Source organism: Nocardiopsis alba, assembly GCF_000710955.1.
Lineage (GTDB): Bacteria > Actinomycetota > Actinomycetes > Streptosporangiales > Streptosporangiaceae > Nocardiopsis > Nocardiopsis alba.
On the sequence record NZ_BAZE01000011.1, the window covers coordinates 52,446 to 74,582 of the forward strand.

Here is a 22,137-nt window from a genome sequence, read left to right on the forward strand (position 1 = left end):
CCGGATCCGTCAACCGGACAGGCGCACCGGCATGATCAGGTAGCGGTATTCGGGGGAGCCGCCCTCCTCGGCCGGCTTTCCGGTGAGGATCGCGGGCTTGGTCGAGGTGGTGAAGTGCAGGCGGGCCACGTCGGTACCGATGGCGCCGAGCCCGTCGAGCAGGTAGCCGGAGTTGAAGGCGATCTGGATGTCCTCGCCGTCCAGCTCGGCCTCCAGGGTCTCCACGGCCTGGGCGTCCTCGCCGGTCCCGGCCTCCAGGACCAGGGCGCCCTGGGAGAAGGCCAGACGCAGCGGGGTGTTGCGCTCGGCGACCAGGGAGACGCGCTTGACCGCCTCGATGAACTCCGAGCGGCTGATCTCGGCCACCGTGTTGAAGGTGTCCGGCAGCAGGGCGCGGTACTTCGGGAACTCACCGTCCAACAGACGGGTGGTGGTCCGGCGACCGCCGCCCTCGAAGCCCATCATGCCCTCACCGGAGTCGCCGCCCGACAGGGCGATGGAGACCTCGGCGCCGGAGGTCAGCGACTTGGCGGTGTCGTGCAGGGTCTTGGCCGGGACCAGGGCGACGGCGGACAGCTCGGGGTTCTCCGGCTTCCAGCTCAGTTCGCGCACGGCCAGGCGGTAGCGGTCGGTGGAGGCGAGCGTGATGGTCTCGCCCTCGATCTCGACCCGGATGCCGGTGAGCATGGGGAGCGTGTCGTCACGCCCGGCGGCGACGGCCACCTGGCCGACGGCCGCGGCGAAGACGTCGCTGCCGATGGTGCCGCTGACACCGGGCATCTCCGGCAGGGAGGGGTAGTCCTCGACCGGCATGGTGTTCAGGGTGAACTTCGCGCTGCCGCAGGTCACCACGACCTTGGGGCCGTCGGTGGAGATCTCCACCGTCTGCGGCGGGAGGTTGCGGGTGATCTCGGCGAGGAGACGACCGGAGACCAGGGTCTGCCCGGGCTCCTCGATCTCGACGTCGACCGAGACCTGGGCGGAGACCTCGTAATCGAACCCGGACAGGCGGACCCGCTGACGACCGTCGACCTCGGAGGCGTCGAGCAGGATGCCCGCCAGGACCGGTACCGAGGGGCGTGTCGGGAGTGTGCGCGCTGTCCAGGCGACAGCGTCGGACAGTACGTCGCGTTCGACCCGGAACTTCACTTACCGACTCACTTTCCGCAAGGCCGGTGGACCGGCCATAGCCTCAACGTTGCAGCTCGTGGGCCCACCGAGGGCTCCGTCAACAGGGTGTGGACGCGCCGATCGCGGGAGCCGCCTCGATGCCCGTGGGACCACCGCCCGAAGCGGGGCGGCGAAGGACAGGGGCGAGAACACACGTTACCCGGATTCACCCGCTGTCGCTGCCGGCTCGGGACTCGACCGCCGTCACCTCGATCTGGAGGCGTTGTCCACAGTTTTTCCGCGAAGCTGCTTTGAAGCCCCAACTGAGCTTAGGTAGGTGCGTCGTAGTAGTAGGGCCTGTGGATAATGTGGATAACCATTGTTTCCGCAGGTCAGCTCAGGAATTTTTGTCCACAGGCCTTGTGGAGAACCCTGTGGGTAACTCGGGCCGCCTGTGGACGGAGCAGAGGCCTCTCAGTTTTTCCACACGCCGTCCACAGTCTCATCCACAGGTTTTCCCCATCTTTTCCACAACAGCCGGTGATGCGGTGGTCGGATCATGGGTTCCCCTGTCCACAGGGCGACCCCGGGTTACCCACAGGGCCGAGGCGGTTGTCCACAGCTTGTCCACAGGGTTATCCACAGATTTTGGGGCCTGGCTGTGGATAACTCGGCTCCGGTGCGGCAAAAATTTTTTTCCCGACCCTCGCGCATACCTCTCGAATCAGGGCGAAAGGTCTGTGCACAGGGTTTTCCACAGGTCACCGGAACTTTGTGAGCAACGTTCGTTGTCACGGTGGTCGCACCCCCTCCGGCCGGCACGGACAAAAGGTCGCCCCACCTCCCGAAAGCCCTGAGGAGCAGGGGCGAACCATACGTGTCGGGCACGGACGGTAGCACCCGGCGACGACACTCTCCTATCCCCCGAGAGGGGAGGAAACCTCGCACAAGCCTGTGGATAACTCTCCGTGGGCGGACCCCGGAGGGTTCGGACGACGGAGGGACGCGGAACCTGTGGACAACGTCTCCCTCCTCGGGGCGGAGGGGCTGTGGACGGCGGAACGGGGCTCTCGGAGGGACGAGGGCCCCGTTCCGGGGGATGTGGACGTGTCGACTTGTGGACGGAGCGACGAGGCGACTCGTCCACACGTGGGCGACGGAGAGCGGGAGAGAAGAGAGGAGGAGGGGCACCGTGCGGTGCCCCTCCTCCTCTCGCGCGTCGTCCCCGACAGGGACGGTCAGGTGAGCGTCGGTTGGTCCTTGATCCGACTGGTGAGCTCGTGGACCTGGTTGTAGATCGAGCGGCGCTCCGCCATCAGCGCCCGTACCTTGCGGTCGGCGTGCATGACGGTGGTGTGGTCCCGACCGAACTGCTGGCCGATCTTGGGCAGGGAGAGGTCGGTCAGCTCCCGGCACAGGTACATCGCGATCTGACGGGCCGTCACCAGCACCCGGGAACGGGAGGTCCCGCACAGGTCCTCCAGGCTCAGCCCGAAGTAGGCGGCCGTCTGGGACATGATCGTGCTCGCCGTGATCTCGGGGACCTCGCTGTTGGGCACCAGGTCGCGCAGGACCTGGCCGGTGAGGTCCAGGTCGACCGACTGCCGATTGAGGCTGGCGAAGGCGGTCACCCTGATCAGGGCGCCCTCCAACTCGCGGATGTTGGTCGAGATCTTGCTGGCGATGAACTCCAGCACCTCGGGCGGTGCCGCCAGGCCCTCCTGGGCCGCCTTCTTACGCAGGATGGCGATGCGGGTCTCCAGCTCGGGCGGCTGGACGTCGGTGAGCAGACCCCACTCGAACCGACTGCGCATGCGGTCCTCCAGCGTGGTGAGCTGCTTGGGAGGCCGGTCGCTGGAGATGACGATCTGCTTGTCGGAGTTGTGGAGCGTGTTGAAGGTGTGGAAGAACTCCTCCTGCGTCTGCTCCTTGTTCTCCAGGAACTGGATGTCGTCCACCAGGAGCACGTCGATGTCCCGGTAGCGGCGGCGGAACCCGTCCGCCTTACCGTCCCGGATCGAGTTGATGAACTCGTTGGTGAACTCCTCCGAGCTGACGTAGCGGACCCGCGAGCCTTCGTACAGCCGGTGCGTGTAGTGGCCGATGGCGTGCAACAGGTGGGTCTTGCCCAGACCGGAACCGCCGTGGATGAACAGCGGGTTGTACGCCTTGGCCGGGGCCTCGGCCGCGGCGACGGAGGCCGCGTGGGCGAACCGGTTGCTGGAGCCGATGACGAAGGTGTCGAAGGTGTACTTCGGGTTCAGCCGCGCGTGATCGCCCGGCGGGATCTCCGGAGAGCGCCCGGGCGGCGCGGTGGGGGAGGGGGCCTCGGCGGCGGGCCTCGCCGACTCCGGGGGCTCCTCCTCCGCGGTCTTCGCGTCCTCGACCTCGTTCGGGGCCACCGTGCCGACCTCGGGTGTCTCGGCGGCCTCGGACGCCGGGGTCTCCCAGCGGTTGGGGCGGTCCCAGTCGGCCTCGCCCCAACCCTGCTGGCGCCAGAGTTCCTCCTGGGTGGGCCATCCTCCGGCCGCCCCCCAGGACGCGGGGGTCTCCGGCGGCGTCTCCTGGAGTCCGGGCGCCTCGGCCGGGGTCTCCGGCGCGGGTGCCTCGGGCCACGGTTCCGCGGATCCGCCCGCGGTGGGGAGCGGCTCCTGGGTCCCGTGCGCCCCCTCGGGGCCGAGCAGGTCGGCGGGGACCGGGCCTCGCTCGGGGGCGGGCGGCGCGGGAGGGCTCGCCGGGCGCGCGTGCTGCCCGCGCGGCTCCTGGAAGGAGGGCCGGGCGGGGGAGGGGCGCGGTTCGGAGACCGGCGGCGCGTGGTCGGGCAGGGCCGGGCCCTGGTCCCGCCCGGGGGAGAACGGCCCGGGCACGGGCTCTCGGGGCCCGCCATAGGGCGACGGGGTCGGGGGAGGGGTGGGGACGGCGGTGGGATCCACCGTCACCGCCACACGGATCTCCCGTCCCAGGTGGGCGGAGAGAGCCTTGCTGATCGCCGGGTGGAGCCGGCTTTCGAGGACCTTCTTCGTGAACTCGTTGGGCGCCGCGATCAGCGCGGTGTCCTCGATCAGGCCCAGCGGACGGGTCTGCGGCAGCCAGGCGCGCTGGTGTGCGGGGAGGGCGTCGTTGTCGATCCCGTCCAACACGCTCGACCAGACCATTGCGAGGTTGACCTGTGCGTCAGCCAAGGTGACCTGCCATGGTTGCTGTCCCTTCGGTGCGGATCTGTTCGGGTGGGTTTCGGAGGCGGTGAGGGGACGGGGGAGATAGGTGCTGCGTGTCTCGGTGTCGGACCCCGGGAGGTCCGCCACTCCCATTGTCCTCCCCTGAGGGAGGTGTCGGGGCAGGGAGGGAGGTACGGATCCGGACTCTCGGGCCGGAACCACCCTGTGGAGAACTCCACCGCCCGCGTGTCGCGGGGGCGGCGAGGTCCCCCGGGTTTCCACAGGTTCCCGGGGTTGTCCACAGGTTGTGCACAGGTTTATCCACAGGATGTCAGGAGTCTGTGCACAGTGGGAGGTTATCCACAATCCCCTGGTCAGAAGGGGTTTATAGCGTTTCTGTTCGACGGCGGGGAGGCTGTGGACAGCTTCGGAGGTGAGTTATCCACAGGTTGAGGTTATCCACAGACCCCACCTTCTGTGGAAGTCTCACACGCCGACCGGGCGGGTTGTCCACAGGCCGTCGGGGTGAGCGCGCGCAGTGGTCTCCACCACCGCCCGGCCCCCGCCCGGAGGCCCACGCAGCGGTCTGATTTGACCCCGACCCGACCAGGTCGTATCTTCTTTATGCTTATGCCGAGGATTCTGCCTGCGCTCGTGAGATCACGATGTCGCGGCGACGGCGTACGCACTGTAAGGCCCCGCATATCCTGGGGGTCTGTCGTAGTACTTTCCTGACACGCCCCTGGAGCCAGTAGTGAGCAAGCGTACGTTTCAGCCGAACAACCGGCGTCGCGCGAAGGTCCACGGCTTCCGGCTGCGCATGCGTACGCGCGCCGGTCGCGCCATCATCGCCTCGCGTCGTCGTAAGGGACGCGCCGCGCTGACCGTGAGCCACTAGGCCACGCGCAGCCTCAAGTCTTCACTGGGACCGTCCGGCCTTCTCGCCGGCCGGTCCCTTTGTCGTGGCATGACGGCGTCGGTCGAGGCGTCCGGCCGTGCCACCTTCCGCTCCCGGAGGAACGCCGATGTTGTCGCCGCGGAATCGGATGCGTCACAGCTCCGAGTTCGGATCGGTCATGCGTTCGGGCAGGCGCGCCTCGCGTGACGCCCTGGGCGTGGTCTATCTCGCTCCGAAGAAGGAGACCGACGCCGCCGACCCGCCACGTATCGGTTTCGTCGTGAGCAAGGCGGTCGGGGGAGCGGTGGTGCGCAAGCGCGTCCAGCGCAGACTGCGTCACCTGATGCGCGCTCGATCGGAGTTTCTGCCAAACGGTAGCCTGCTGGTAGTACGTGCCCGACCCTCCGCCGCGCATCTGCGGCAGGAGGAACTGGCTGTACAACTCGACAGCGCGATCGCCGCGGCCCGACGACCCCGTGGGGCCTCGCGACGCCGACGCGGACGCGGGGGAGACGAACCCGCGCCGACCGAGGCGACGAAGAGCGGAACAGACGGGAACCGCCGCCCCGACGAGGGCGCAGAACGGTGGACGAGCCGATGACCGAGCACAGACCGACGGCGTTCGCGCGGTTGCTGATCCTGCCGATCCGCGGCTACCAACGTTTCATCAGCCCGCTCTTCCCCCCGGTCTGCCGCTTCTATCCTTCGTGCAGCGCGTACGCCGTCGAGGCGCTCCGCGTGCACGGCGCGCTGTACGGGTGGTGGCTCGCCGTCAGGCGCATCGCCCGTTGCCACCCCTTCCATCCGGGGGGTCTTGATCCGGTTCCGCCGCCCAGGGGGCGCCGGAACGAGGAGTCCGAGGAGTCTACGGGCGGAACCGGGTCCACCGGCACCGCTTCCGGGGACCAGTAGCTGAACCGAATCACCGAGGAGTTGGCCGGTGCTGGACTGGCTTTACAACATCATCGGCCACGTGTTGGTCTGGATCCACTCGGGTCTGACCATCGTTGGCCTGAACCCCGACAGCGGGTGGGCGTGGGGCCTGTCCATCGTGCTGCTGACCTGCCTGATGCGTCTGCTGATGGTGCCGCTGTTCGTCAAGCAGATGAACACGCAGCGCAAGATGCAGGAAGTGCAGCCGAAGATCATGAAGCTTCGGGAGCGCTACAAGCACGACAAGGAGCGACTCCAGCGGGAGTCGATGAAGCTCTATCAGGAGAGCGGCACCAACCCGATCATGGGTTGCCTCCCGCTGCTGCTCCAGATGCCGGTCTTCTTCGCTCTGTTCAGCGTGCTGCGCAGCGTCGCCGAGGGCAAGGTGCAGTTCGGCTTCACCCAGGAGTTGGCCGACAGCGCGCGTGAGGCGCTGATCTTCCACGCTCCGATCGCGGCCCAGTTCAACACCTCGCCCGAAGAGCTTCGGGCCCTGGGCGCCACCGACCCGATCATGGCGAAGATCGTCATCGCGATCGCGTGTGTGGTCATGGGAACGACGACGTTCCTGACCATGCGTCAGAGCATCAAGCGCAGCATGGCGCAGCAGCCTGACAACCCGATGATGCAGACCCAGAAGATCATGATGTACATGGCGCCCCTCTTCGGGCTCTTCGGTCTCATGATGCCGATCGGTGTCCTCGTCTACTGGGTCACCTCCAACATCTGGACGATGGTGCAGCAGCACTTCCTCTACCGGAACCAGCCGCTTCCGGGCGAGTCCGACGCCTCCGCCAAGGGCACCCCCTCCAAGGGGCCGGCCAAGGGGATGTTGGGTCGCAAGAAGAGCTCCGAAACCACGCCGGAGCCGCAGGAACAGCCTAAGATCGAACGCAGGCAGCCGAAGAAGCAGTCGCGTTCCAAGCGCGGCGGTGGGTCCAAGTAGGGTCGAATCCGCTTCGTGTCGACGGCGGTGACTTGCGAGTGCGCAGGCGACAATGCCCCTGAGGCGTACGGCGGTCAGGGACTTGACGGATACGAGGAGACGGGATCGCTGTGGGAAGTAGCGCGGAAGAGAGCGGTGGAGTAGCGGTGGCTGAGGCACCTGAGGCCGGAATCGACGTCGAGGCCCTGGAGAACGAGGGTGACATCGCCGCGGACTACATCGAGGGTCTCCTCGACATCGCGGACTTCGACGGCGACATCGACATGGACGTCGAGGGCGACCGGGCGATGGTCTCCGTCGTCGGTGCCACCCTGGACGAGCTCATCGGCGAGGACGGCGAGGTCCTGGAGGCCCTCCAGGAGCTGACCCGGCTGGCGGTCCACCGCGCCACGGGCGAGCGCAGCCGTCTGATGCTGGACATCGGCGGGTACCGGGAGGGGCGCCGCAAGGTGCTCTTCCAGACCGGGACCGAAGCGGCGAACAAGGTCAAGGAGACCGGTGAGGCCCGCGAGTTGGAGCCGATGACCCCCTTCGAGCGCAAGGTCGTGCACGACGCGGTCGCCGCGGCCGGCCTGCGCAGCGAGTCGGAGGGCGAGGAGCCCAACCGCTACGTGGTGGTCCACCCGGCGGACTGACGTCCGCTCTTCGAGCGTCGGGGCGGTGTTTCACGTGGAACACCGCCCCTTTCGTATGCGCTCGATCGGCACGGGGAGGTGTTTCACGTGAAACCCGGGGGCGCCTCACACATAGGATCGAGCCGAGACCCTTCCCTCGTGTCGTCCCGCTCTCGGCAGTGTGAGGGCGACCCTGAACCGCGCACCGCGCGATCCCTCGGTGGGAGAGTCTCTGTGCGCGCGGACTGCCGTGATCCGCCGTGCGCTCCGCTCGTCGTCGACCGATGGACAGGTCGACATGACGACTCAACGGTTCATGGAAGTGACGATGGACGAGTTCCGACAGGTGGTGACCGATGACCTCGGGCGCTGAGGAGACCGGCGCTACGCTCCCCGCACCGCCCCCGCAGGCGGAGGCGGTGTTCGGCGACAGCCTGCCCGTGGCCATCCGCTACGCCGAACTTCTCGCCGACGATGGTGTGCGGCGTGGGCTGATCGGCCCCCGGGAGGTGCCCCGCCTCTGGGGGAGGCACCTCATCAACTGCGCCGTCGTCGAGGAGTTGCTTCCGGAGGGCGCGGAGGTGGTGGACGTCGGATCGGGTGCCGGCCTGCCCGGGCTGGTGCTCGGCCTGGTACGTCCCGACATCCGGATGACCCTCTTGGAGCCTCTGCTGCGACGGACCGTCTTCCTCGACGAGGCGGTCGAACTGCTGGGGCTGAAGAACGTGACGGTGCGTCGAGGGCGTGCGGAAGAGGCCCACGGGGAGCTCCACACCGACTTCGTCACGGCTCGTGCGGTGGCTCCGCTCTCCCGATTGGCCGGTTGGTCGCTACCTCTGTTGCGCAAGGACGGCAGCCTGCTGGCCCTCAAGGGGGAGCAGGCGGAGGCCGAACTCGCGGAGGCCGAGAAAGACGTTTCGAAACTGCGGCCCAGTGCGTGCGATGTGATCAGGGTGGGTCGGGGTAAAGTCGATCCCGCTACCACGGTCGTTCGCGTCACGGTGACATCCGACGGTGGTCCGTCCCGATCCGGAGGTTCCCAGAAGAAGAGACGGGGCGGCAAGAAGAAACGCGGACGGAAGAGGTGAACTCATTCGTGTCCCAGAACCCAGCCGACAACGCCGGTGTTTCACGTGAAACACCGGTAGGCGCCTATGGAGACCTGCTCGATGTTTCCCCTGGAGCACCGGCGGATCCAGCGGTGGGTCAGTCCCCTGTTTCACGTGAAACATGGGGGGCGGCTCACGGTGGCGCTCCCGAAACCCCCCTCGCCCAGGCGGCCCGTTCGGCCATGTCCGGCCGAGGACGCGAGGAGATCTGGCCTCGTCCCCGGTCCTGCCGGGTGATCAGCGTCGCCAACCAGAAGGGCGGCGTCGGTAAGACGACCACGACGGTCAACATCGCCGCGGCCCTGGCCATGCACGGCCAGCGTGTCCTCGTGGTCGACCTCGACCCGCAGGGGAACGCCTCCACCGCTCTCGGTATGGAGCGCGACGATCAGACCCGGTCCATCTACCACTGTCTGGTGGAGGACGAAGAGATCCGGAAGCTGGCCAAGCCGGTCCCGGACATCCCCGACCTGTGGTGCGCCCCCGCCACGATCGACCTGGCCGGCGCCGAGATCGAACTGGTCTCCCTCGTTGCGCGAGAGGCCAGGCTCAAGAGGGCCTTCAGCGCCTACGACACCTCCGACCTCGACTACATCCTCATCGACTGCCCGCCCTCGCTCGGCCTGCTGACGGTCAACGCGATGGTGGCGTGCGACGAGGTCATGATCCCGATCCAGTGCGAGTACTACGCGCTGGAGGGCCTGGGGCAGCTGCTGCGCAACGTGGAGCTGGTCAAGTCCCACCTGAACACGGGGCTCTCGGTCAGCACGATCCTGCTGACGATGTACGACGCGCGGACCCGGCTCTCCCAGCAGGTGGCCGACGAGGTGCGTTCCCACTTCGGCGACCTGGTCCTGAGAACCCAGGTGCCGAGGAGTGTCCGTGTCTCCGAGGCGCCGAGCTACGCCCAGTCGGTCATGACCTACGACCCCATGTCCACCGGGGCGATGGCCTACCTCGAAGCGGCGCGCGAGATCGCGCATCGGGCCGAGGGGCCCGGTGTCGGCTGACGCCGATTGTTTCACGTGGAACACCCGTTCTCCGGTCGGACGGACGGCACGCTAGGAATGTGAAGGGAATTGCCGGTGAGTCAGCAGCGGCGCGGATTGGGCAAGGGACTGGGGGCACTCATCCCGCAGGGGCCGGCGGTCCCCGCGCCGGGGGAGAGTGTTCGAGAGACGGTGAACCCCGCGGTGATCCCGGCGGCCCCGGTGGCTCCGGTGACCGAGCCTCCGAAGACCGAGGGCCCCAAGGAGTTGCCGGACGGCACCTACCTGGAGGAGATCGCCCTCTCCGACATCGTCCCCAACCCCCGACAACCCAGGACGCACTTCGACGACGAGGCCTTGGAGGAACTGCGGGAGTCGATCGTCGAGGTCGGTCTGCTCCAGCCCGTGGTGGTCCGCAAGGTCGAGGGCGGCGACCGGCCGCGCTACGAGCTGATCATGGGCGAGCGTCGGTTCCGCGCGAGCAGGCTCGCCTCGCTCGAACGGATCCCGGCGATCGTCCGTAAGACGGAGGACGACGAACTGCTCCGGGAGGCCCTCCTGGAGAACCTCCATCGGCAGCAGCTCAACCCGTTGGAGGAGGCCGCTGCCTACCAGCAGATGCTGGACGACTTCGGCACGACCCAGGCGGAGCTCGCCCAGCAGGTCGGTAAGTCGCGTCCCTACATCGCCAATATGCTGCGTCTGCTCAACCTTTCACCGAAGGTGCAGACGAGGGTCGCGGCCGGTGTGCTCAGCGCCGGACACGCACGCGCACTCCTGTCGATCGACGATCCCGAGGCTCAGGATCGCCTGGCCCAACGGGTGATCAACGAGGGCCTGTCGGTGCGCTCCCTGGAGGAGATCGTCTCCCTGCGGGAGATCCCGGAGGAGGAGAAGCCGCGCCGGGTCCAGGCGGGGAGGATAGAGAATCCTCCTCAGGTCGAGGAGTGGGCGACCCGGTTCGGCGACCGACTCGACACCACGGTGAAGGTGGACATCGGCCGGCGCAAGGGCAAGATCGTCGTGGAGTTCGCGACGGTCGAGGACCTGGAACGGATCATCCGCCAGATCGAGAACTGAGGACGCGAGGCTCGATGTTTCACGTGGAACATCCGGGCCGAGAACGGCGAAGGGCCCGCGGGGTGATCCCCGCGGGCCCTTCGTGTGCTTCCGGCCTCCCGGTCACAGGAACTCGGCGAGCTCCTTCTCCAGGACGCGCTTGGGCTTGGCGCCGATGAGCTGCTTGACGACCTGGCCGTCCTTGTAGACGTTCATGGTCGGCAGCGACATGACGTTGTACTCACGGGGCGTCTGCGGGTTCTGGTCGGTGTTGAGCTTGACGACCTTGAGCTTGGCGCCGTGCTCCTCGGCCAGCTTGTCCAGAACCGGGGCCATCTGCTTGCAGGGGCCGCACCAGTCGGCCCAGAAGTCCACCAGGACCGGAAGGTCGCTGGAGAGGACCTCTTCCTTGAAGTCGGCATCGGTGACGGTCTTGACGGTCGACACTGCTCGGTTCTCCTTGGATCGACGGAAAAGGGTGGGAGGTGGGGGTCAGTTGCCGTGCTCGGCGAGGAAGCGCTCGGCGTCCAGGGCGGCCGAGCAGCCGGTGCCCGCGGCGGTGATCGCCTGACGGTACTGGTGGTCGACCACGTCGCCGGCGGCGAAGACGCCTTCGAGGTTGGTACGGGTGGACGGGAACTCCACCTGGACGTAGCCCTCCTCGTCGAGGTCGATCTGGTCCTTGAAGAGCTCCACGCGCGGGTCGTGGCCGATCGCGACGAACAGCCCGGTGACGTCCAGGGTGTCGCCCTCGCCGGTACGGGTGTTGCGCAGCTTCAGGCCGCTGACGCGGTCCTCGCCCAGGACCTCGGTGACCTCGGTGTCCCAGAGGAAGGAGATCTTGTCGTTGGCGAAGGCACGGTCGGCCATGATCTTGCTGGCGCGCAGCTCGTCACGGCGGTGGATGACCGTCACGGACTTGGCGAAGCGGGTGAGGAAGAGGGCCTCCTCCATCGCGGTGTCGCCGCCGCCGACGACCGCGATGTCCTGGTCACGGAAGAAGAAACCGTCACAGGTGGCGCACCAGGAGGTGCCGCGGCCGGAGAGCTCCTTCTCGCCGGGCACGCCCAGCTCGCGGTAGCCCGAACCGGTGGCCAGGATGACGGTGTGCGCGAGGAAGGTCTCGTCGCCCGCGGTGACCTCCTTGACCGGCTTGGTCAGGTCCACCGAGGTGACGTCCTCGGGGACGAGCTCGGCACCGAAGCGCTCGGCCTGCTTGCGCATGCTGTCCATGAGGTCGGGGCCCATGATCGCGTCGGGGAAGCCGGGGAAGTTCTCCACCTCGGTGGTGTTCATCAGAGCGCCGCCGGCGGTGATGGACCCTTCGAAGACCAGGGGGCGCAGTTCTGCGCGCGCGGCGTACACGGCGGCGGTGTAACCCGCCGGACCGGAACCGATGATGATCACATTACGGACGTCACTCACGCTCGTAGGCCCTTCACAGTCGTTGCCCTGGCCACGGTGGCGTGACCGGAGGGGAAAGATGGTTAGCACAACCGATGGTAGAGGCCCCGCATTCCCGGTCCGACATCCCCGCGGCTTACCCAGGAGGGGTATACCCCTCAGGGGTGGTGGGCACCGCGGTCGAGCGCCGCGCGCGCCACCAGGGCGAGCGCCCCGGAAAGGGCGCCCCAGAGGGCGTTCACGGCCAGGACCGAGACCGGCGCGAAGGGGTGGGTGAGCGGCCCTTGGAGCTCTCCTTGGAGGAGCGGTGACAGTATGGCGCTCGACACGACGGCGAACACCCCGTAGGCCAGTCCGGCGTGGACGAGGGTGAGAAGGGGGCGGGGGACCCGGGCCACCACCACCGCGGTCACCCATACCGCGGTGATCACCACGGTCGTCACCACGGGGACGGTCGGGCCGGGGGAGAGCACGTCGGCGATCCCCGTGACGTTCAGCAAAGGGCGGATCAGCGCCAAGGCTCCGAGCCCCAGCACGAGCGGCCAGGGGATCTCGGACCACGGGCCTCGCGAAGTGGACGGTGTCCGTTCTCCCACGGCTACCTCCCGGGACGGGCGTCGTGACGACGCGATCGGTTCGACGTCGACGACGCTAGGTCGCGGTCTCGACGTCGGCGTCGGATCCCGGGCGCTCACCATTACGTCCGAACGCGTACCGACGCGCGCTCGAAGGCCGGTGGAGCGGACACCCCCGCTTCGTAGAATCGGCGCATGACGGAGCCGCCGCCGGAGCAGTCCACCCGCCACGCCCTCGTCGTCGACCTGCTGTTCGGTTTCGCGGTCTTCGCCGTGGTGGCGATCGCGGTCGGCGCGGATGTCAGCGGGAGGGGGAACCAGCCGCTCGGATACGGGCTGGCGGTGGTCCTCGGGGTCCTCATGCTCGTCCGACGCCGTCGGCCCCTCTTCGTCCTGGCGGCCACCTGTGTCCTGGTCGTCGCCAACTACGTGATCGACCTGCCCACGATCGGCCTCGCGGTCCCCCTGGCCGGGGCGTTGTACTCGGCGGCGGAGGCCGGGCACACCCGGTGGGCGGTCGGAGGGGCGACGGCGCTCCTGTCGCTCTCCACCCTCATCAGGCTGGGGGAGGGACAGGACCCCGCCTATCTCCTCGGCTACGAACTGGCGTCCACCGTCGCGATCATGGGCGCCGCGATCGCGCTGGGGGACGGAACGCGACAACGGCGCGAGGGCGCGCGGCAACGGCGGCGCATCGCCGTGCTGGACGCCCAGGCGCGGGAGGCGGAGGCCGCGGAACGGACGGCGCGCGAACGCACCCGGATCGCCAGGGATCTGCACGACGCGGTCGGCCACCATCTGTCGGTGGTCTCGTTGCATTCGGCGGTCGCATCGGAGGCGTTGGAGGAGGGCGTGGAGGATCCGTCGGTGGCGAGGGCGGAGCTGGATCACGTCTCCCGGGCCGCCAGAGAGGGGCTGCGGGACCTGCGGGCCACGGTGCGGGCCCTACGCGATCCCGGGGGAGAGGTCGAGCCGGTGGCCGGCCTGGCCCATCTGGAGGCGTTGGCCTCCTCGGTCCGGGACGCCGGGGTCCGGGTGGAGGTGTCCGGTTCCCCGGGAGAGGGGCTGCCGGGGCTGGTCGACGCGGTCGCCTACCGGGTGGTCCAGGAGGCGCTCACCAACACGCTCCGGCACGCGGGGGCCCGTCACGCCCGGGTCCTGATGGCACGGGACGGGGACGGACTCACCGTCACGATCACCGACGACGGAGGATCCGTGCGGACACCGGTACGAGAGGGCAGCGGGTTGACGGGTATGCGGGAGAGGGTGCGCATGGCGGAGGGGACGCTGGAGGTCGGCCCCGATCCGGCCGGCGGGTTCCGGGTACGGGCGCGACTCCCCCTTGGAGGTGGGGCGTGATCCGGGTGCTGTTGGCCGACGATCAGCCTCTGGTCCGCGCCGGTGTGCGGGCCCTGGTGGAACGGGACGGGGACATCGAGGTGGTGGCGGAGGCGTCCGACGGTCGCGCGGCCCTCGTGGAGCTCGACCGCTTCCGTCCCGACGTCCTGTTGCTGGACCTGCAGATGCCGGTCCTGGACGGGTTGGACGTCCTGAGGGAGCTGGAACGCCGACGTACCGATGTGTCGGGTCGCCGACATGTCGACACCCGGGTGGTCGTGCTGACCACCTTCGGCGAGGACGACAACGTGTTCGGGGCGCTGCGTTCGGGGGCCGCCGGTTTCCTGCTCAAGGACGCGGGTCCCGGAGAGCTCAGGGAGGCGGTCCGCACGGTCGCCGCGGGGGAGGCCCTCCTCTCGCCCGGGGTCACCCGCAGGGTCGTCGAACGGCTGGTGGAGGTGGAGCCGCCACCGGGGGCGGACCGGCGACTGGAGGGGATCACCGATCGGGAGCGCGAGGTCCTGGCCCTGGTCGGCCGGGGGAGGTCCAACCAGGAGATCGGCGCCGAGCTGCATCTGAGCCCCGCGACCGCCCGCACCCATGTGGGGCGGTTGCTCACCAAGCTGGGGGTCAGGGACCGTGTGGGGCTCGTGGTGGTCGCCTACGAGAGCGGCCTGATCCGCCCCGGCTCCTAGAGCCGCTCCTCGGCGAGTACCTGTTCGGTGACGTCGCCGACTCGGGCGCAGGTCGGGTCGAGGACCACCACGGAGGCGCCGTCGGCGTCACGGACGAACAGGACCCAGGCGCGTTCGCCGCTCTCGGATCCCCCCTCCCAGAGGGCGTCGTCGAGCAACGTCACACGGGAACCGGTGGCCTCCTCATAGAGGGTCACGCACTCCTGGGCGCCGGCGGGGAGGTCGGAGGAGAGGGTCTGGACACCGGGGCCCGTGCCGCTCTCTCCCTCCTCGGTCATGGCCAGGACCCGGGAGGCCTGTTCGGCGAGCCGCTCCTCGGTGTAGACCGTGCCGCTCTCCAGGGCCTCGGTGGAGTAGGACCGGGTGATGTCGGGGTCGGATTCGCTCTCCTCCGTCAGGGGGGAGGAGGCGACACCCTGGTCGGCCCGGTCCTCGGAGAGCACGTTGGTGAGGACGGCGGTACCGCCACCGATCACGAAGACGGAGGCGGCGGCGACCATCATGAGCCTGGGCAGTCCGAGGCCGCGTCGTTTCGGGGTGAACGGGACCACCGTGGCGGGCCGGTTCTCCTCGACGGGAGGCGCCTCGTGTTCCGTCTCGTCCTTGGCCTCGTTCGCCGCGCGTTCGGCGACGGCACGGGCGATCCCGTCGTCGAGGAGGTCGGCGACGTCCCGCGGCATCGCGGGGGCCGGTGTCCCGGCGAGCGTTCTGGAGACCCCCGCGAGATCGTCGAGGGTGGTCGCGCAGGTCGCGCAGGTCTCTATGTGGTCGGCGACCGAACGTTCCTCGTCGGGGCCCAGAAGGTCCTCGGCGAAGAAGGCGAGTGCCTCCACGTCTGGATGGGACGTCACGATGGGTTGGCACCTCCTCTCTCAGATGTGACGTCTCGGGGAGATGCGGGGTTCCTTAGATGGGCCAGAGACGGAAGAAGTTTCGCGCGACCTCGGGCACACCGGCTCTTGATGGTGCCCGGGGCCACGTCGAGGATCTCGGCGGCCTCGTCCACCCGGTAGCCGAGCATGTCCACCAGGGTCAGCGCCATGCGCTGGTCCAGGGGCAGGAGCTCCAGCGCCGCGTGCACGTCCAGCCGGGCCTCGGTGCGGGAGGCGTGGTCGGGCGCGCCGCCGGTGCGCCCGAGCCGTTCGTTGGAGATGACGTCGAGGGTCTCGTCCTCGGTCGGCGTGGCGGGACGTACCTTCCTGCGTCTGAGCCGGTCGTGGCAGGCGTTCACCACGATCCGGTGCAGCCAGGTGGTGACCTGCGCCTCGCCGCGGAAACGGTCGGCGGCGCGGAAGGCGGACAGGAAGGCGTCCTGGAGGGCGTCGGAGGCCTCCTCCGGATCGCCCATGATCCGGATGGAGACAGCCCAGAGGCGCTCACGGTGTCGGCGAACGAGTACCGCGAACGCCTGTTCGTCACCTTGAGCGTGCCTCGACAACAGCTCCTTGTCGGGAAGCTCCTGGGCCGCTTCCATCAGCGCTGATCACATACCCCGTCACTCGAGAATCTAGAGTCCGCGTACCTCGACTTCGACAATGCTCCCACGGTAGCGACCCTCGTCCGTGGGCAGGGAGGTGAACCAGATCAGGACGTACTGTCCGGAGACGCTCTCGTCGAGGGTGACGACCTGTTCGCCGTTGATCGAACCCTCCCAGGCGACCGGGAGACCGGCGTCCAGGGAGGCGTCGTCGGAGACCGAGTTCGTGTCCCCGACCCTGACCTGGACCCCGTACTCACGGGCGGGCAGGGTCAGGTCCACCTCGTGGACCTCCTGGGAGGAGCCGAGGTCGAGGAGCAGACCGACACCGCTCTTCTCGGTGCCCATGGGGTCGTTGTAGCCCTCGGTGTTCCACTGGGTGGACGGATCGCCATCGTGGGCCCGGGGCGCGTTGGCGTCGTGCTCGGAGCCGTCGCCACCCGGCAACGGGTCGAACCCGGTGGACGAGGAGATCGGCAGGACCTCCAGGTCGGCGCTGTCGACCGTCTCCTCGGTGGTCTCGGATCCGGAGTCGGCCTCGGTCTCGCCCTCGTCGCCGGGGCGCATCATGGAGCCGACGACCCAGGCCCCCGTGACCACGGCGGCGAACAGGAGCAGGGCCAGGGCCCCGATCACCAGTCGCCTGGCGGACGGGCGTCGTTCGCGGTCGGTGTACTCCTCTTCCCGGGCCGGGGCGGGCCGGGAAGAGCTCCGTGCGGGCGCCGAGGCGTTGCGCGAACTGCGTCGGGGGCCGGTGGCGCCGAACTCTCCGGTGCGCCGCGAGGTGCCCTGCTCCGGCGGAGGGGTGGCCTCCGGAGGGGCCACGGGCAGCGGGATGAGCCGCGGTACCTCGGCCAGGGCCGCGCAGAAGTCGGCCGGTGTGGTGATCGGCGGGCCGGGCACCATCTGGCCCGCGAACTGCGGCAGGGCCGCGCGGGTGGTGATGGTGGCGAGCTGGTCGCTGATGCCCTGGCGGAGCTGGCCGGGCGGGTAGGGGCCCATGGGGCCCTGGGGGGCACCGGGCAGACCGCTCTGCGGCCCACCGGGCCAGTGCCCGGTGAGGGCCGCGTAGAGCAGGTTGCCCAGGCCCTGGGTGTCGACGGCCGCGGGGTCGGCGATGTTGCTGCCGAGCAGCGCGGCGTCGACACCGATGCCGGTGACCTTGACGGCCCCGCCGCTGCTCCACATGAGCTTGCCGGGGGTCAGGCACAGGTGGTGGAGACCCCCCGCGTGCGCCGCGGCGATGGCCTCGGCCGCCTCGGCGACCAGACCCGCGGCGCGCTCGGGCTCCATGGGGCCCTGGGCGAGGAGTTCGGCCAGGGAGGAGCCGATGACCCACTCCTCGACCACGTAGGGGACGGGGGTGGTGTCGTCGGCGTCGAAGACCTGGGTGACGCGCGCGTCGGGGATGCGGCTCGTGGCCCTCGCCGCGCGGACGACCTCGGATGTTCGGGGGAAACCCTCGGTGAAGGTCCATACCGCGACAGGACGCGCCAGCGTCTCGTCGGTGGCCTTCCAGCGGGTCGCTCCACCGGTCTCGCTCACCACGTGGTCGAGTCGGTAGCGGTTGGCCAGCTTCGCCCCGGGTTCGATCAGAAAGGTGCTCATGATGGGAGTGACGGGTGCCAGTGCCGTTGGGTCGCGCGTGCTCCTTGCGGGCTCACGCGAGGGGGTCGGCCCTGTCTGCTGTCCCCAGCCTCCCTTCGGGCAGCTCGGATAAACGATGCTCTGGTGGTCAAGCGGTGTCTGTCCATGCTAGGACGCGTGAACAGCCTCTTTGGAGGACATTGGCTACTCATTCACTTTCCGGGGCATATCCGGGTCCGATCGCCCAACGTCGGCCATTCCAGGTGATCAGCGGCGTCGCAGGCGGGTCTTGACCAAATCAAGGAACGCAGTGACTTCGGTCACATTGAGGAACTTGGCGGCAACCACGAACAGTACGGCACCGACCAGCCCCCCGGCCACCATCGCCCCGAGCGCCGGCCACAGCTCACCGGGCAGACCACTGAAGACGAAGATCATCAGGACACCGAACACCGCGGCGGGCACGGCCGCCAGGTGCAGTTTGAACAGGGTCGCCAGGGTGCGGCGCCCGTCCAACCCGTTGAGTCTCTTACGGAGGATGTACCACATGATGATCGAGCCCACGATGTAGTACAGCCCGTAGGGGAGCGGCAGCCACACCACGATGTGCTGCGGACTCTCCGCCAACACGAACAGCAGCGCGATCGCCGTGACCGCGTGAGCGATCTCGGAGGGGATCGAGACCAGCGCGGGCGTCCGCGTGTCGCCCAGCGCGTAGAACACGCGCATCTGGAGCTGGAACAGCGTGAAGGGGATCAACATCACGCAGAAGACCATGAGGATCCGGCCGATCGCGGCCGCGTCCTCGGCGCTGGTGCTGCCCTGCGCGTAGATCATCACGCAGAACGGGACGGCGAAGACGATCATCGCCACCGAGATCGGCACGATCAGGACCGAGGAGAGGCGGAAGCCCCGGGAGAAGTCGCTGCGGACCTGGTCCTTACGGCCGGCGGCGACGTGTTCGCTCATTCGGGGCAGCAGGGCGGTGATCACCGAGACCGCGATGATCGCGTACGGGAGCTGGAACAGCATCGACGCGAACTTGTACGCGGCGATGCCCGAACCGGTGTCGAAGCCCAGCTCGGCCGCCATCGAACCGGCGCGCGTGGCGACGTTGGTGGAGACGAGCGCGCCCACCTGGGCGACCACGATGTAGAGCATCATCCAGGAGGCGGCGCCGGCCGCCTCGCCCAGACCCGAACCGCGCAGGTCCAGGCGGGGACGCCAACGGAAACCGGCCGCCGCGAGCGCCCACACGAGCACGGCGGCCTGGACGACCTGTCCCAGGGCGGTGCCCAGCCCCAGCAGGGCCAGCTCGCTCTGGGTCACCGTGTCGGGGGAGCGTCCCGGGCCCGCGATGGACAGGAACCACACGCAGATGCCGATGATGACGACGTTGTTCAGCACCGGCGCCCACATCGGGGCCCCGAACCTGTTGCGCGCGTTGAGCATCGCGCTGGCCAGACCGCTGGCGCCGATGAAGAAGATCTGGAGCACCAGGTAACGGGCCAGGATCACCGAGACCTCGTACTGAGAGCCGCTGAAGCCGCCCGCGTAGATCCGGATGAACCACTCCGCGATCAGCACGGACACCAGGGTCAGTACGAACAGCGCCAGCAGCATCAAGGTGACGAGCCGCTGCTCTGTCTTGTCGCCGCCGTCGGGGTCCAGCTTGCGCCGCTTGACGAGGAACGGCACGAACACACTGGCCAACAACCCGCCGATGAGCAGGTCGTAGATCATGTACGGGACCATGCCCGCGGTCTGATAGGCGTCGCCCAGGAGCTGGGTGCCGATCGCCGCCGCCAGGACGATGGTCCGGACGAACCCGGTCACGCGGGAGGCGATCGTGCCGACCGCCATGATCGCCGTCGACTTGGCGATGTTGCCCGGCGCGGTGTGGGAGGACCCGCCGATCTCGTCGCCGTCCTCCAGACCGGCACGGTCCGCGGTACCGACGTCACCGATGTCCTCGGGGTTCCGGACGGTCTTCAGACCGGTCTCGGGCGCGGACTCCGGTTCGGAGCGTTCGTAGGCGTCGAGCACGTCCTCCGGCATCACCAACTGGCGACGGGCGGGGTGCTCCGTTCGTTCCGAGGGACCCGGGTAGGGCTCCTCGATCTTCTCACGGGGGTGGTCGCTGGACACCGTCGGGCGGTCCTTTTCTGGGTGGGACGACTACGTGCTCACCGGCGGGGCGGGGCCGGTGGAGGAGAGGGGCGGTGACTAACGACGCAGCCGGCCTCGGATGAGTTCCACCGCGGCGCTCAACTCGGGGACGCGCAGTACGCGCGCGGCGACGAGGAAGAGCAGGGCGCCGACCGCGCAACCGGCGACGGGGGCGCCGATGTAGGTGGCCAGACCGGGACCGACGTAGGTGTCGAAGAGCCAGAGCGCGCCGAAGCCCGCCGCGATGCTCGGGACGACTGCCAGGTGCAGCCGCAACATTGTTCCAATGATGTGCTTCCCGTCAAGCCCCTCGATCCGCCGGCTGAGGACCTGACCGGCGATGGTCAACCCGCTCAGGAACGAGAACATGAAGCCCGCGGCCACACCGACGACCACCATGTCGGGCGGCAGGAGCAGGTAGGCGACCAGCGCCAGACCGCTGTGAACGGCCAGGTTGGCGATACCGATGAGGGCCGGGGTCCTCGTGTCGCCGAGCGCGAAGAAGACCCGCAGCATGAGCTGGAAGACGGTGAACGGCACCAGACCGAGCGACATGACCGCGAGGATCTGGCCGATGGCGGACGCGTCCTCCACCGAGACGGAACCGCGGGCGAAGGCCAGGATCGACAGGGGCTGGGCGAACATCGCGACCGCGAACGCCGTCGGCACCAGCACGAACGCGGAGATCCGCAGTGTGCGGGAGAAGTCCGAGCGGACCGCGTCCCAGTTCCGGTCGTCGGCGTGAGCGCTCATCCGGGGCAGCAGCACGGTGATGAGGGAGACCGCGATGATCGCGTACGGAAGCTGGAAGAGCTGGTAGGCCAGGTTGTAGGCGCTGATACCGGCACCCACGTCCAGGCCCTGCTCGATACCGGCGACGTTGGCGGCGTTGGCGATGTTGGTGGTGATCCACAGACCGGCCTGGGTCAGCAGGGTGTAGAGCATCATCCAGCCGGCCGAGCGCAGCGCCTCGCCGAGCCCGGAGCCGCGCAGGTCGAGGCGGGGCCTCCAGCGGTATCCGGTGCGGGTCAGGGCGACGAACAGCACCACGGCCTGGAGGGCCATGCCGGCGGCGGTTCCGGCGCCGAGCAGGGTCAGCTCGGCGGAGGTGACCGTCTCGGGGGTCCGCCCCGGGCCGGCCACGACCAGGAACATCGCCGCCACACCCATGATCACGATGTTGTTCAGCACCGGGGCCCACACGGCCGCGCCGAATTTGCCTCGGGTGTTGAGCATGGCGCTGAGCAGGCCGCTCAGACCCACGAAGAAGATCTGGGAGAGCAGGAACCGGGCCAGATAGACCGACGTGTCGAACTGGAGGGACGTGAAGCGCGATCCGTACAACCAGATCAGCGCCTCGGCGGCCAGGATCGCGACGGTGGTCACCACCAGTAGCGCGAGCACCATCGAGGTGAAGAGCCGGTCCTCGGTGGCCTTGCCGCCGTCCAGGTCGTTCTTGCGCCGTTTGACCAGGAACGGGATGACCACGGAGGCCATCAGACCACCGATGAGGAGGTCGTTGAGGATGAAGGGGATCGTGTGCGCCGTGTGGTAGGCGTCGCCCAGCAGGTGGGTACCGATGGCGGCGGCCAGCACGATGGTGCGGGCGAACCCGGTCAGGCGGGAGGCCATGGTCCCCACGGCCATGATCGCGCTGGAGCGCATCATGCCGCCGGAGGGCTCCGCTTCGCCCGCGGACTCCTTCACCGGCTCCTCGGCCGTCTCCCGGCGTTCCCCGGCGTCCCGGCGGTCTCCGCCGAGCACGGGGCCGTACGGGTCGGCGGCGGGCTCGGGGAGCTCGCCCTCCTCGAAGGACGGGGTCGGCCCGGGATAGGGCCGGATCGGACCCTCTCCGGGAAGCGGCCCTTCGGAGGCCGGCCTGCGGTGCCTGGGGGCGTAACGAGGCGGATACTCGTCGCCGTTAGGGGAGTCGGTGACCACTGTGGATCAGGGTTCCTTTCGTCCGGCAGGGAAGGAGATCGGTACCGCGGCTCCGTGCGGGGATACGCGGAAAGGGCGGAAAGCCCGGGTCCGGGGACCCGGGGAGGGAAAAGGGGTGTGACACGGCCGACGGGG

Annotated in this window: 20 protein-coding genes; 10 read left to right on the plus strand and 10 right to left on the minus strand. The window is 68.7% G+C overall.

What is annotated here, in order from left to right; all coding sequences use genetic code 11:
* Positions 1-9 precede the first annotated feature (9 nt).
* The gene (dnaN, locus tag TR33_RS19220) at positions 10-1,149 is read right to left on the minus strand and encodes a DNA polymerase III subunit beta (RefSeq protein ID WP_042284573.1); all 1,140 of its coding nucleotides are present in this window, start codon (positions 1,147-1,149) and stop codon (positions 10-12) included.
* A 1,199-nt stretch (positions 1,150-2,348) separates the two neighbouring features.
* Complete coding sequence (gene dnaA, locus TR33_RS19225) at positions 2,349-4,265, minus strand: chromosomal replication initiator protein DnaA (protein ID WP_042284576.1); 1,917 nt, start codon at positions 4,263-4,265, stop codon at positions 2,349-2,351.
* 757 nt (positions 4,266-5,022) lie between these two features.
* Between dnaA and rpmH the strand changes: the two genes are divergently transcribed.
* The 8 genes from rpmH to TR33_RS19260 all read left to right on the plus strand — a co-directional run bounded on the left by rpmH (position 5,023) and on the right by TR33_RS19260 (position 10,837).
* A complete protein-coding gene (gene rpmH / locus TR33_RS26140; protein ID WP_014909187.1) occupies positions 5,023-5,166 on the plus strand; it encodes a 50S ribosomal protein L34 in 144 nt (47 codons plus the stop codon).
* Between the two features lie 127 nt (positions 5,167-5,293).
* On the plus strand, positions 5,294-5,767 hold the full coding sequence (rnpA, locus tag TR33_RS19230; RefSeq protein ID WP_014911370.1) for a ribonuclease P protein component: 474 nt from the start codon (positions 5,294-5,296) through the stop codon (positions 5,765-5,767).
* A complete protein-coding gene (gene yidD, locus TR33_RS19235) occupies positions 5,764-6,078 on the plus strand; it encodes a membrane protein insertion efficiency factor YidD (RefSeq protein ID WP_014909391.1) in 315 nt (104 codons plus the stop codon). Before rnpA ends, yidD begins: the two co-directional genes overlap by 4 nt.
* A gap of 28 nt (positions 6,079-6,106) precedes the next feature.
* Positions 6,107-7,045 (plus strand): membrane protein insertase YidC, encoded by a 939-nt coding sequence (gene yidC, locus TR33_RS19240; RefSeq protein ID WP_014908764.1) that lies wholly within the window; start codon positions 6,107-6,109, stop codon positions 7,043-7,045.
* A 146-nt stretch (positions 7,046-7,191) separates the two neighbouring features.
* On the plus strand, positions 7,192-7,680 hold the full coding sequence (locus TR33_RS19245) for a Jag family protein (protein ID WP_014910891.1): 489 nt from the start codon (positions 7,192-7,194) through the stop codon (positions 7,678-7,680).
* 335 nt (positions 7,681-8,015) lie between these two features.
* Entirely contained in the window at positions 8,016-8,747 is a 732-nt protein-coding gene (gene rsmG / locus TR33_RS19250) for a 16S rRNA (guanine(527)-N(7))-methyltransferase RsmG (protein WP_017536084.1), read from the plus strand.
* A gap of 203 nt (positions 8,748-8,950) precedes the next feature.
* Positions 8,951-9,778 (plus strand): ParA family protein, encoded by an 828-nt coding sequence (locus TR33_RS19255; protein WP_187294547.1) that lies wholly within the window; start codon positions 8,951-8,953, stop codon positions 9,776-9,778.
* Between the two features lie 75 nt (positions 9,779-9,853).
* Entirely contained in the window at positions 9,854-10,837 is a 984-nt protein-coding gene (locus TR33_RS19260) for a ParB/RepB/Spo0J family partition protein (protein WP_042284578.1), read from the plus strand.
* 102 nt (positions 10,838-10,939) lie between these two features.
* Here the strand turns inward: TR33_RS19260 and trxA are convergent, their stop codons facing one another.
* From trxA to TR33_RS19275, 3 genes are all read right to left on the minus strand, one after another.
* Positions 10,940-11,263, minus strand: a complete 324-nt coding sequence (trxA, locus tag TR33_RS19265; protein WP_014912343.1) for a thioredoxin — start codon at positions 11,261-11,263, stop codon at positions 10,940-10,942.
* Between the two features lie 45 nt (positions 11,264-11,308).
* Positions 11,309-12,241, minus strand: a complete 933-nt coding sequence (gene trxB / locus TR33_RS19270) for a thioredoxin-disulfide reductase (RefSeq protein ID WP_014912754.1) — start codon at positions 12,239-12,241, stop codon at positions 11,309-11,311.
* Between the two features lie 137 nt (positions 12,242-12,378).
* Entirely contained in the window at positions 12,379-12,816 is a 438-nt protein-coding gene (locus TR33_RS19275) for a hypothetical protein (RefSeq protein WP_042284579.1), read from the minus strand.
* Positions 12,817-12,990: 174 nt separating this feature from the next.
* On the opposite strand from TR33_RS19275, the gene TR33_RS19280 reads away from it, so the two are divergent.
* Both TR33_RS19280 and TR33_RS19285 read left to right on the plus strand, forming a co-directional pair.
* The gene (locus TR33_RS19280) at positions 12,991-14,154 is read left to right on the plus strand and encodes a sensor histidine kinase (protein WP_042284581.1); all 1,164 of its coding nucleotides are present in this window, start codon (positions 12,991-12,993) and stop codon (positions 14,152-14,154) included.
* Positions 14,151-14,828: a response regulator gene (locus tag TR33_RS19285; protein ID WP_014911357.1), complete on the plus strand. Its 678-nt coding sequence runs from the start codon at positions 14,151-14,153 to the stop codon at positions 14,826-14,828. The genes TR33_RS19280 and TR33_RS19285 overlap by 4 nt, the downstream gene beginning before the upstream one ends.
* Here the strand turns inward: TR33_RS19285 and TR33_RS19290 are convergent.
* From TR33_RS19290 to murJ (TR33_RS19310), 5 genes are all read right to left on the minus strand, one after another.
* On the minus strand, positions 14,825-15,679 hold the full coding sequence (locus TR33_RS19290) for an anti-sigma factor (protein WP_084570289.1): 855 nt from the start codon (positions 15,677-15,679) through the stop codon (positions 14,825-14,827). The genes TR33_RS19285 and TR33_RS19290 overlap by 4 nt on opposite strands.
* Positions 15,676-16,302 carry an RNA polymerase sigma factor SigM gene (sigM, locus tag TR33_RS19295; protein WP_014912916.1) on the minus strand — a complete coding sequence of 209 codons (627 nt, stop codon included), beginning with the start codon at positions 16,300-16,302 and terminating at the stop codon, positions 15,676-15,678. The genes TR33_RS19290 and sigM overlap by 4 nt, the downstream gene beginning before the upstream one ends.
* A 33-nt stretch (positions 16,303-16,335) precedes the next feature.
* Positions 16,336-17,913 (minus strand): protein kinase family protein, encoded by a 1,578-nt coding sequence (locus TR33_RS19300; protein WP_014910689.1) that lies wholly within the window; start codon positions 17,911-17,913, stop codon positions 16,336-16,338.
* A 246-nt stretch (positions 17,914-18,159) separates the two neighbouring features.
* On the minus strand, positions 18,160-19,950 hold the full coding sequence (gene murJ, locus TR33_RS19305; protein ID WP_234305899.1) for a murein biosynthesis integral membrane protein MurJ: 1,791 nt from the start codon (positions 19,948-19,950) through the stop codon (positions 18,160-18,162).
* A 168-nt stretch (positions 19,951-20,118) separates the two neighbouring features.
* Positions 20,119-22,002 (minus strand): murein biosynthesis integral membrane protein MurJ, encoded by a 1,884-nt coding sequence (gene murJ, locus TR33_RS19310; protein WP_014913379.1) that lies wholly within the window; start codon positions 22,000-22,002, stop codon positions 20,119-20,121.
* Positions 22,003-22,137: the final 135 nt, after the last annotated feature.